Source organism: Pirellulales bacterium (assembly GCA_035533075.1).
Lineage (GTDB): Bacteria > Planctomycetota > Planctomycetia > Pirellulales > JAICIG01 > DASSFG01.
In genome coordinates this window covers 1-11,998 of the sequence record DATLUO010000175.1, presented here as the reverse complement: position 1 = coordinate 11,998, position 11,998 = coordinate 1, and the positions used below count along the sequence as shown (strand labels likewise).

Below are 11,998 nucleotides of genomic sequence, written 5' to 3'. Positions count from 1 at the left end.
GCGATATGGCCAAGGTTGTCGTCGTCATTGCTTCGGGCGAGACCGAGCGCCGCTCGCTTCCTCACCTCGTTGCCCATTTGCAGGAAGAAGACATTTCCGTCGTCGAGGTACGTATCCCGCCTGGAGGCAAGGCCCTGAATGTGGAAATGGCTGAAAAGCTTCTGAAGGCCTCCTGGTTTGAAAGCGTAGCTGCCCCTCCGGACAAATTTGTGGTGCTGGTGGACACTGACGGCAGATCCCAGGACGAGGTGCTTCGGCCATTTCGTGAGCAGTTGCCAGGCCGCCTCGGGGCGAAGATCAACGCGCAGATCCAATTGGCGTGCGCCCAGTGGCATCTGGAGTCCTGGTATTTCGCTGATAGCTTGGGGCTTCGAGAATACCTTGCAAGAGACTTAGGTAGTGTCGATACCTCAAAGCCCGACAAGATAAAGAACCCAAAACTCCATCTGAAGAATCTGTTGGCGGAGCGCGCATATACCGCTGTGATCTCAGAGGAGATTGCGAAGAAGCTGAATGCGCAAACTATCGGCCAGCGAAGTCCGAGCTTCCAAGGGTTTCTTGAAGCTGTTAGAAACGGACAGCCTACGCCACACAGTCAGACGATGCAATGAACGTCGTGGCTGGTTCAAGGATTTGGCAGCCGCTATACTACGAGCATCAAGGCCGGGACGATCTGTCCAGCAAATCGACGATCCGCTCCACGTCGAACACGCAGCCGCCCCAGGTGCCGCCGCTGGCCGCCTGCAAGGCCGCCCAGAGCCGCGTGTCGTCGGGCAAGTCGGGGTCGGCCGCCAGATCGTCGCGCGGCGGCCGCGAGGCCAGAATCCGCGAGCCGGCGTCGGCGTCGAGCGACTGCCCAGCCTCGCCCACCAGGTCGACGCTGCCAATCAACTCGCGGCGGTCGACCTCGATGCGAATCAGGTCGCCGTCGCGCACCTTGCCGATCGGTCCGCCGGCCAGCGCTTCGGGCCCGACGTGGCCGATGCACGCGCCCGTGCTGACGCCCGAAAACCGCGCATCTGTCACCACCGCGACCTCTCGCCCGAACGACAGGTGCTTCAAGGCGGAAGTGATCTGGTAAATCTCCTCCATGCCGGTGCCCATCGGACCGCGACAGCACAAGACAATGACGTCGCCCGAACGGATGGGGCGGTCGGTCCGCCCCTTGATGGCCGCGATGGCGTCTTTCTCGCGCACAAACACGCGGGCCGGACCCAGCTTGCGATAGACGCCGTCGGCGTCCACGACGCGCGGGTCGATGGCCGTGCTCTTGATGACCGAGCCTTCGGGGGCCAGATTGCCGCGCGGAAAACAGACCGTGCTGGTCAGGCCCCGCTCGCGGGCCCGCTCAGGCGACATGATCACGTCGTCCGGCTCGACGCCGTCTTGTTTCAGCAACCGCTCTCGCAATTGCTTTCGGCGGTCGGACCGCTGCCACCAATCGAGCACCTCGCCCAACGTCTGCCCGGAAACCGTCAGAGCATCGAGAGCCAGCAAGTCGAGATCGCGCAGGTGCAGCATGACTTCGGGCACGCCGCCGGCCAGAAAGACGCGCACTGTGGGATGGCCGACCGGTCCGTTGGGCAAGACGTCGACCAGCCGCGGCACGCGACGATTGACCTGCGTCCAGTCGTCGACCGTCGGCCGCCGCAGGCCAGCGCTGAAGGCGATCGCCGGCACGTGCAACAGCAGGTTGGTCGAGCCGCCGAAGGCCGCATGCACGACCATGGCGTTGTGAATCGCGTGGTCCGTGAGGATATCGGCCGAGCGGACGCCGCGCTCCGTCAATCGCCAGAGTGCTTTCGCGCTGCGGCGCGCCATGTCGAGCCAGATCGGCTGCCCGGAAGGCCCCAGGGCGCTGTGCGGCAAGGCCAGGCCGAGCGCCTCGCCAACGACCTGCGAGGTGGCGGCCGTGCCAAGAAATTGGCATCCGCCGCCGGGCGAGGCGCACGCCCGGCAGCTTAAATCGGCGGCTTCTTCCAGCGTGACTTCGCCACGCGAAAAACGGGCGCCGAGCGACTGGATTTTGCCGGCGTCTTCGCCTTCGGTGGGTGGCAACGTCACGCCGCCCGGCACCAGCACGCACGGGAGGTTTTTCGAGCCGGCCAGGGCCATCATCATGGCCGGCAGACCTTTGTCGCAGGTGGCCACGCCCAGCACTCCGCGGCGCGTGGGCAGCGAGCGGATCAGCCGCCGGAAGAGCGTGGCGGCGTCGTTGCGATAGGGGAGGCTGTCGAACATGCCGGTGGTGCCTTGCGTGCGGCCGTCGCAAGGGTCGGAGCAATATGCGGCGAACGGCACGCCCCCTGCCGCCTTGAGCACGCGCGCGGCAGCCTGCGCCAAAAGACCGACTTCCCAGTGACCCGTGTGATAGCCCAAGGCGATCGGGCGTCCATCGTCGGCACGGATGCCGCCCTGCGTGCTCAAAATCAAGAACTGGGGCCCCAGCATCTCCTGCGGCGGCCAGCCCATGCCGGCGTTTTGCGACAGGCCGAATAGATCGCCGCTGGGCCATTCGCGGAGCATTTCGCCCGTGAGTGGCAATGCCCCGGCGGGGCCGGCGGCGCTGCTGGCGACGTCGAAGAGTTCGGGCTGCTGACTGTCGAGGATTTCGTCTGTGGAGAAGGACATGTAATCAGGTCTTAGGTTTTGGGTCTTAGTCGCGTAGGGTGGAACTGGCGAGCTTGCGAGCGCTGGCCCGCCGTTTTGAGGCGTCAGGTTTCAGGCGTCAGGCGTCAGGACAAGCAACCTGACGCCTGACGCCAGACCCCAGCCCCTGACGCCTGACGCTGACGCCTGACGCCAGACGCTGGTGGGCCGGCGCTCGCAAGCTCGCTGGTCCCACCCTACGGTGATCCTATTCGCTGCCCTTGCTCGTTGCGGCGCTTAACTTTATGATACTCGACTACGCTGTAAAAGCACCCTGCGCGGCGCCGCTGGGCGCATCGCACCGTTTCTGTTTCGTCCGCGGCCACCGGGCATGTCGTCCAGGCACGGCTCACGGCTTGTTCATGCGAGGGGGAGCCTCGTTGTTATTTGACCTTTCGATCAGCATTCTGCTCGCTCAACAAGAGGCGGCGCCGACTCAGTTCGGCCCGTTGATGCCGATCATCACCATCGGCACGATCTTTTTCCTCTATATGTTCATCATCCAGCGGCCGGCCATGAAGCGCGAGCAGGACGCCCGCAACAATCTGCTGAACAACCTCAAGAAGAACGACCGCATCGTGACCACGGGCGGAATCTACGGCATCGTAACCAACGTGCAGCTCGACTCCGACGAGGTGACGGTCCGCGTCGATGAAACGACGAACACCAAGATCAAGATCACACGCAACGCCGTTCAGCGCGTGCTCGGCAGCGACGGCAAAGACAAAGACACAGCCTGAAAGCCCTTGGGGCCGCGAGCTGGCAAGCCGCCCCCGTGAAGGAGAGATGACATGTTCGCAGGACAATCTGGCCGGATTTCCGGCTGGTGTACCGCCGCAGCCTTGGCCTTGCTGGCCGCAGCCGCCATCGGTTGGTTGGCCGTCGACCGCGCATCGGCCCAGCCCCTCGAAGAAGCTCCGCGACGAGCGCCGGCCGAGAAGGGCGTGCCCGACCCCATCGGCGATCTCGATCGGCCCATCGGAACAGCCAAGCCGGGCCCGGCGGCCGCGGCGGCGAACCAGGTGGACGAGAGCCGGATGTTCTTCACGCTGCTGATGGTGGCGGCGGTGTTCATTATTCCGGTGGTGCTGGCCAACTATTTGAGCAAAGCGTTGCGGATGCCCGACCACTTTTTCCGCATGGCCGTGGTGCTGTTCGCGATTCTTGGCTCGACGGCGGCGACCTATTTCGAATGGCCGCCCAAGCTCGGCATCGACCTGCGGGGCGGCGTGATCCTGATCTACGAAGTCGAACAGAAAGACTTCCAAGAGATGGACAAGCTGGTGGCCGCGGTGGCCAAACGGGTCAACCCCGACGGCATCAAGGAAGTGATGGTCCGTCCCTACGGCGAGCGCGAGATCGAGATCATTCTTCCCGAAGCCGATCAGGCCGAGCAGGAACGCACGCGCAAGATCATCAGCCAGCAAGGGCAGATGGAATTCCGCATCGTGGCCGACGACCGGTACGACAAATCGACCATCGAGTTGGCCCGCGATCCGCGGTTCGAGGAGCCGAAATCGGAGGTCTTCGAAGGCGAACCGGCACCGGGCGAAAAGCCCGATGTCGAGGCAAAGTGGGCGCCGGTCTCCCCCGAGGCGCGCTATCTGGCCAACGAGCCGCACTTCGCCACCCGTGTGAACAAGAAAGGCGAGATGGAAGCGCTGGTGCTGGTCGACCAGTTCAACGTCACGGGCGACTACCTGAGCACGGCCATTCCCAGCGTCGATCGGTTCGGCAAGCCGGCGGTGTCGTTTGGTTTCAACGCCAAGGGAGCCAGGCTGTTTGGCAAGCTGACGGGCGCAAACCTGCCCGATCCCGCCCACGCCGATCTGAAGCGTCTCTTGGCCATCATTCTCGACGATCGCCTCCGATCGGCGCCGGCCATCAATAGCAAGATCGAGGAGCGCGGAGAGATTACCGGCAGCTTTACCCAGCAAGAAGTCGAAGATTTGGCCGCGGTGCTCACGGCCGGACGTCTGCCGGCGACGCTTCGCAAAGAACCGACCAGCAGCCTGACGACCGGACCCACGCTGGGGCGCGACACGATCCAAAAAGGCGTCTATTCGATGCTGGTGGCGACCGTGGCGGTGGTGCTGTTCATGTTGGCCTACTATCGTTTCGCCGGACTGGTGGCCAATCTGGCGTTGCTGTTGAACGTGCTGTTGATTGTGGCGTTCATGATTCTGTTCCATGCGGCCTTCACGCTATCCGGCCTGGCGGGACTGGCCCTGACCGTCGGGATGGCGGTCGATGCCAACGTGCTGATCTATGAACGCATGCGCGAAGAATTGGGCCGCGGGGCGACCTTGCGCATGGCCATCCGCAACGGCTTCGAACGGGCCACCACGACCATCGTCGACGCCAACGTCACGACGCTCATCTCGGCGATCGTGCTCTACGCCATCGGCACCGACCAGGTGAAAGGCTTCGCCGTCACGCTGATCCTCGGCATTGTGATGAACCTGTTCACGGCCATCACCTTCACGCGCCTGCTGTTCGACATAGCTGAGAAAAAACGCTGGATCACGCGGTTGAAAATGCTCCACGTGCTGGAGAACCCCAATTTCGATTTCGTCGGCAAGCGGTATGCGGCGATTGCTTTGTCGCTGATTCTGATCGGTGTCGGGCTGGTGGCGTCGTTCGAGCGCGGCCGCGGCCTGCTCGACATCGACTTCACGGGCGGCGTGTCGGTGGAAGCGCTGTTCGAAAAGCCGCAGAATGTCGCCGACATCCGCGAACGCGTGCGTGACTTGCCCGACGTCACGGTGCAAGACATTCACATCGGTGGCGAGCCGCTGGGCAAACGGTTCCTGATCATCACCTCCAAATCGGACATCGACGAGACGGACCTGCAGCAGCCGGGGCCGAAGACCAACATCGAGTGGGTCGAAGAGCAGCTCAGGCTGGCGTTTAAGGACGCGGACCATCGTCTGGCCTACAACCACCTGTCGTGGAGCGAAGTGACGGCGATTGCCGCAACGGACGGAACCGGGCCGGCAACCGCGTCTGAAAAGGAGACCAAGAATTCCGGGGCGACCGAATCGAAAGAAGGCGACGGCCAAGAGCCTGAAAAGGATAAGGATGACGATCAAGCTCCCTCCGACGGAGCCGACAAAGCCAAAGATGAAGACTCGCCCGCCGACTCGCCCGACGAGAAAGATCAGTCGCGGTTCTTGCCTGGCGATGAGAACTTGCTGGCGCTGGCCGATGACGCTTCCGGCGACGAAACGACCGTCAAAGCCGACGAACCGGCCGGCGAAGAAAAGCCCGCCGACACAGAAAGTGAAACGAAAGCAAAGGCGGCTGACACCGGCAGCGGCGAGCCGACCGCGGAGAAGCGCGAGGCCGCCCGTCCGTCGGACAAGACAGTTGCAGATGCCGCCCCGGCCGGTCCCTTCGCGGGCGGCTCGACGGTCGAGCTGAGTTTCACTGAGCCGGTCGACCATACGACGCTAAGCGAGCGGTTCGACGCCGCCTTGAAGGCGACCGGCCATCGTCTGTCAACCACAGTCTACAAGCTCGACAATCCGGGATATGAAAAGGGGAGCAATAAAGGATTCGACAAGTGGACCTTGAAGATCGACCTGGCTGCCGCGGATCTCAAGCCGGTGCTCGAACAGGTGCAGCGTTCGTTCGCCGAAAAGCCGTTCTTCCCGTCGTCGAACAAGGTCGGTGCCAGCGTGGCGGGCAACACGCAGCTTCAGGCCACCTATGCCTTGCTGGCCAGCCTGCTGCTGATCGTGGTCTACGTCTGGATTCGCTTCCAGCAGGTCAGCTTCGGCGTGGCCGCCGTGCTGGCCTTGGTGCATGACGTGCTGGTGGCGTTGGGCGGTCTGGCGCTCAGCTACTGGCTGGCGGACTTGCCGTTCATGGAGACGCTTTTGATCGAGCCGTTCAAGATCAACCTGCCGATCATCGCCGCGTTTCTGACCATTATCGGCTACTCGATCAACGACACGATCGTGATTTTCGACCGCATCCGCGAGGTGCGCGGCAAGAGTCCCGACCTCTCTCCGGAACTGGTCAACCTCTGCGTCAACCAGACGTTGAGCCGCACCTTGCTGACCTCGTTGACGGTCTTCATCGTGGTATTGATTCTTTACGTCTTCGGCGGGCAGGGTATCCACGGTTTCGCCTTCACACTGGTGGTGGGCACGATTTCCGGCACCTACAGCACGGTTTACGTTGCGACGCCGCTGTTGATCTGGATGAACCAACGACGAAGCGCGCCCAGTGGGCCTGGTGGCCCGACCAGCAAAGCCGCGGCGGTCGGCCGCTAGGCCGTTTTGCCAGCCGCCACCGCCGGTTTGACGTACAATTCTGTGATGAGCGGCGTGTCAAAAAGTTCGATCACGACCGCCGGCCCGCGCCTGCCAAGCTGGCCCGGCTGGCTCGTCCAAGGCCTCGCGATCGACGTCCGCTCCTTGGCGGCCTTTCGCGTGGCCCTGGCCACGGTCGTGTTGATCGACCTTGCCGAGCGCGCCGCCGACCTGACGGCCCACTATACCGATGCGGGCGTGCTCCCGCGCGCGGCGCGAATCGTGATGGAGCACAATGAAACCGCGGCTGCCGGCCCTTGGGCCTGGTCGCTGCACATGGCCGCGGGAACCACCGGCGGCCAAGCAGCCCTGTTTCTGGCAGCCGCGGTTTTCGGATTCGCGCTGCTGATCGGCTACCGAACAAGACTGGCTGCCGCGGCAAGCTGGCTCCTGACGGTCAGCGTCTGCCACCGTAATCCGATTCTGCTCGACGCGGGCGACACGATCCTGCAGGCCGTCTTGTTCTGGTCGATGTTTTTGCCGCTGGGTGCCGCCGCCAGTGTCGACCGGCGGCTGCGGGGCGGTGATCCTTTTGCCCCGCGAGAGATTCGGTCGTTGCCGGGTGCGGCTCTGCTCTTGCAGATTTGCACGATCTACTGGGCGACGGCGGCTGAAAAGAGTTCTCCCGTCTGGCTCACGGAACACACGGCCCTCTACTACGCGCTTTCGCTCGATGCCTTTGCCACGCCGCTGGGACATCGGCTGCTGGCATATCCGCGGCTGCTCACCTGGTTGACGATGGCGGTCTACGGGCTGGAGTGGTTGGGACCCGCGGTTGCGATTTTTCCTCTGCTCAAAGGTCTGCCGCGACTGTTCGTGGTGCTTGCCTTCTGGGCGTTCCATTTGGGCACGGCGGCGACCATGGAGCTGGGCGCGCTGCCGTGGATTTCGATGGCGATATGGACCGTCTTTCTGCCTGGCATACTTTGGGACAAGCTCGGCTGGCGGCTGCCGGGCGAGCGCCCGCCGCGCGCACCTGCCACGCCGCTGACGCCACGGCTGTTGCGTCATCCCGACGCCCCGTACCGTCCACCGGGCAAGCTCGTCGGCGCCGTCGTCGCGGCGGTCGGGCTGTATGTGGCCGTCTGGAACATCAATGAAGTGTCGGCGAGATTCGAAGGCCGCTTGCGGCCGGGATGGAAGGTTCCCGCCTATGTGCTTGGCTTGGACCAGAACTGGGGCATGTTCGCTCCTCCGCTGACCGACGACGGTTGGTATGAGATGCGGGGCGTTTTGGCCGACGGCAGCGTGGTGAATCTGTGGGATGCCGACCAGCCGTTGCCACGCCGAAAACCGGCGAACGTCGCGGCGACCTATCGCAACCGGCGTTGGCTGAAGTACCTCATGGAGATCCGCCTCGGCTGGGCCCCCTTTCTGCCCGAGTTTGCCGACTGGCTGCGCCGGCGGTGGAACGAGCGCCACGCGGACGAAGCGCCGCACCGCCGGGTGAAGCACATCGACATTGTCTATCATATTGAAAAGACGTTGTCGCCCGAGCGGAGCAGCACGCTGATTGTGCCCGAAATCTTGTTCGAGGCCGATTACAATTTGCTTGCTTTACGAAACGGCCACAACTAGTATCAAGATGGCCGGATAATCGGCCATTCAGTTCGTCTTGGAACCTCTCGATATCAACAACCGCCCCCATTCGACGCGTTTCGCTGCCGGATGGGGGCGTACCGGCTACTTACCGCGGGAACGGCCGAAGTTCCGTCCCGCATGGAACGAGGAGAATCGTCACTATGCCTTCACGACGTTTCATTTTGGGTGCGTTGTTATTCCTGGCATGGCTGTCGCCGGCCATGATGCCCAGTTCATCGCCCTTGGGAAACGGCCTCGGCCAGGCGCGCGGTTGCGGGGGAAACACCACCGGGCAGGCCGGTATCATGATCAGTCCCGGCGTGGTTCTTGACGCCGCCTCGATGCGGATCGACGAGAAAGGGATCGCCGGCAAAGTACACGTGCCCGATCCCAGCGGCAAGTTGACGCGCGACCGGTTGCAGCAGGCCAAGGCGGCGCTCCAGGCCGATCTTGCCAAGGCCAGCCCGATGCGCAAAGTGTCGCTCACGCGGCTGGAGCGGGCCGTTCAGGCGCAACTGGAAAAGAACCGCAAGCCGACCGACGAAATGCTGCGCCTGGCCGGCCTGACGCGAATCCGCTACGTGTTCTTCTATCCCGATTCGGGCGACATCGTCGTCGCCGGTCCGGCCGAAGGCTGGTTTCAGGACCTTACCGGCCGGTTCATCGGCATGGCCAGCAATCGGCCGGTGCTGGAGCTGCAAGACCTGGTCGTGGCGCTGCGGGCCTTCGCGCCCGGCAAGGACGAGCGGGGTGTGGTCGGCTGTTCGATCGACCCCACACCCGAAGGCCTGGCCCGCATGCAAAAATTCCTGCGCGAAGTGACGGGCCGTGTGACGCCCGACGATCGCGACATGATCGTCGAGGGCCTGCACACCGGTCTTGGCCTGCAAAAGGTGAGAATTCTCGGCGTCTCGCCCGCCACGCACTTCGCGCAAGTGATGGTCGAGGCCGACTACCGCATGAAGCTGATCGGCATCGGCGCGGAGCGCGCGAACATCAAGCTGGCCAGCTTCGTGGATCTGGCCGATGCCGCGCAGATCAGCCGCAATGCGTTGCAACGTTGGTGGTTCGTGCCCAACTACGAATGCGTCCGGCTGAGCGACGACCACTTGGCGATGGAGCTGGTGGGCGAAGGCGTGAAGCTGGTGGGCGAAGACGAAGTCGTCGGCGCCAACGGCCAGCGGATGGCCCAAGGCAAGAGCGGCCGCGCCAGCCAACTGTTCACCAAGGGCTTTACCCAAAAGTATGCCGAGTTGGCGCGCCGCAAGCCGATCTACGCGCAACTGCGAAACCTGATCGACATGGCCGTGGCGGCCGCTCACATCCAGCGTGAAGACTTTTTCGGTCAGGCAAGCTGGAACATGGAAGTGTTCGGCAACGAGGAGTTGTTCCCGGTGGAGATCTACAAGGCGCCGGTGGAGGTCGATACCGTGGTGACCAGCGTATGGAAGGGCAACCGCCTGGTGACGCCGGTCGGCGGCGGCGTGCGGATCGAGGCCCCCGAAGCTCTGGAACCGGCGAATCTGTTGCCCGACAAAGAGGGCCAGGTACACAAAGCGCGTGACGCGGTCGAGTTGAAGGGCCTGGCGGCCGATCGCTGGTGGTGGGACTGAAGCGGCCACGGGCCTGCTGCTTGGACTGGCCACAGGGCTGGCAGTCGGCGGCGTGGCGCTGGTGTGGCTGGGCGGCGGGCGAGTGGTGTTCTGCGCGCTGGTCGGCATCACGGGCGGAGTAGCGTGCGCGGCAGTCGTGGGCGTGGCCATGCCCAACGTGCTGGCGTTGTTGCACCGCGAGCCGCAAGTGGCGGCCGGTCCCGTGGCGCTGGCGCTCTCGGACATGCTGACCTTGTTGATCTCTTTCAGCACGACGCGCTGGCTGCTGGCGGGTTGACTGTAGACAGCGATCGCGTTTGTGTTATTGCCCGGATCTCACTTTTGTTCAACGATTCGGAGCTTGCCTCTCGCTTTGGCCAGACCGGCCGGCGGAGGGTCGTCGATCGCTGGTCATTCGAGCGAATGGCGTCAGGATACACGGACAACGGACGAAGTATTTCGCGCACGGCTGTCGCCCGACCCGCTTCGGTGTCTTTATACTTACGGGATGTCGCAACCAAGGCCATCCGCCGAAGACCTCCGCGCCGCACGGGCGGGAGACCGCGCGGCAATGGACCGGCTGTTGAACGACCTGCGCGCTTGGCTGGAGCGAGTTGCCGCCCGCTACGGCGAGCAGCAAGGCCCCGATGCCAGTTGCGCCGACCTCGTGCAAGAGGCCTCGCTGCAGGCACGGTTAAAGTTGGCACAATTCCGGGGGCATGACGACCACGAGCAAGAAGTCAACATGTTTCGCGGTTGGCTCGAACAGATCGTACACCGGCTAGGCCAAAACCAGATGCGCCGGGCACACGCCCAACGCCGATGCGCCGGGCCGCGTATTTCGCTCGACGCCGCATCCGCGGCCTCGTCGGCCGGAGCCGCGCAACCGCCGGCGGCCGGGCCGACCGCTTCCTCGGCCGCCGCCGGGGTCGAGGCGACCAACGACGTCCGCGCGGCCATTGCCGCTTTGCCCGATGCCACTGATCGTCTCATCATCCACGAGTGATTCTTCGCCGGCCGTTCGCTACGCGATCTGGCCGAGACCCTGAACATTGACCGCGAAACGTTGCGGCGGCGGTTTCACGCGCTGCTCGACGTCCTGCGAGACAAACTGCGGGGACACGTGTAGCACCGAACGTGCGTCATTCGACAGCCCAGGGTGAAACCCTCGTTGTTCTACACATCTCGCGCGTCAGCCGCGTAGCGGCGAGATAGTTTAGCCGTGGGCGCGAGCAGGCGCAAGCCCACGGTACCGATGCGGTAGATTGGGCAAGCCGCGTAGCGGCGACAGAGGTATCGCACCACGCGCTCTGTCGCCGCTACGCGGCTGCGCGGACCGTTGGCGTCCCTCTTCTTCCGTGGGCTCGCGCCCACGGCTAAACTCTACCGTCCCTACGGGACTGGGAAACGCAACGGCCGCGACGCGGCGTCGGACTTGTGTAGGGCTGACAATTCTAATGCTGCCACTCACCCAGGGTTTCGCTGCGCTTCACCCTGGGCCGTCGAATACGACCACTTCGGGGTCAGAGGTCTGTCGAATCGGTGTTCTTCAACCTAGATGGTCGGCGCCTCATATCAGGAGAAACGCCGCGCATTTAGCTCACCATCTGCTTCACCATCGAGGCCAAGGGGACTGTTGAAGTATTCCACTGCTAGCACAAGATGATGTGGAAATCTCGAGATCCAACCAATTGCGATTCAGCGGCGCGGGCCGCCTAAGGCAGCCGGCAGAAAATAAACTACCCGGTATTGGGTTGGATTATAACGCTCCACTTGGGAAGCGCGTCGGAACGTCGGAGACGAGCGGCGAACGGGCGGAAGGCGGCCTTGGTTAGGCGTACGCCGGTTTCATAGACG

The 11,998-nt window shown here is 63.5% G+C and carries 8 protein-coding genes; 7 read left to right on the top strand and 1 reads right to left on the bottom strand.

What is annotated here, in order from left to right:
- Positions 1-5 precede the first annotated feature (5 nt).
- A complete protein-coding gene (locus VNH11_21795) occupies positions 6-611 on the top strand; it encodes a DUF4276 family protein (GenBank protein ID HVA49011.1) in 606 nt (201 codons plus the stop codon).
- Positions 612-657: 46 nt separating this feature from the next.
- On the opposite strand, the gene VNH11_21790 is transcribed toward VNH11_21795, so the two are convergent.
- On the bottom strand, positions 658-2,631 hold the full coding sequence (locus VNH11_21790; GenBank protein ID HVA49010.1) for a YjhG/YagF family D-xylonate dehydratase: 1,974 nt from the start codon (positions 2,629-2,631) through the stop codon (positions 658-660).
- 398 nt (positions 2,632-3,029) lie between these two features.
- Between VNH11_21790 and yajC the strand changes: the two genes are divergently transcribed.
- From yajC to VNH11_21760, 6 genes are all read left to right on the top strand, one after another.
- Complete coding sequence (gene yajC, locus VNH11_21785) at positions 3,030-3,389, top strand: preprotein translocase subunit YajC (GenBank protein HVA49009.1); 360 nt, start codon at positions 3,030-3,032, stop codon at positions 3,387-3,389.
- Between the two features lie 51 nt (positions 3,390-3,440).
- A complete protein-coding gene (gene secD / locus VNH11_21780; GenBank protein ID HVA49008.1) occupies positions 3,441-6,929 on the top strand; it encodes a protein translocase subunit SecD in 3,489 nt (1,162 codons plus the stop codon).
- Positions 6,930-6,974: 45 nt separating this feature from the next.
- A complete protein-coding gene (locus VNH11_21775; protein HVA49007.1) occupies positions 6,975-8,546 on the top strand; it encodes an HTTM domain-containing protein in 1,572 nt (523 codons plus the stop codon).
- Positions 8,547-8,710: 164 nt separating this feature from the next.
- Positions 8,711-10,162, top strand: coding sequence for a DUF1598 domain-containing protein (locus VNH11_21770; protein ID HVA49006.1), 1,452 nt, complete (start codon positions 8,711-8,713; stop codon positions 10,160-10,162).
- A 52-nt stretch (positions 10,163-10,214) separates the two neighbouring features.
- On the top strand, positions 10,215-10,439 hold the full coding sequence (locus tag VNH11_21765) for a magnesium transporter (GenBank protein HVA49005.1): 225 nt from the start codon (positions 10,215-10,217) through the stop codon (positions 10,437-10,439).
- Between the two features lie 210 nt (positions 10,440-10,649).
- Positions 10,650-11,147: a hypothetical protein gene (locus tag VNH11_21760; protein HVA49004.1), complete on the top strand. Its 498-nt coding sequence runs from the start codon at positions 10,650-10,652 to the stop codon at positions 11,145-11,147.
- Positions 11,148-11,998 lie beyond the last annotated feature (851 nt).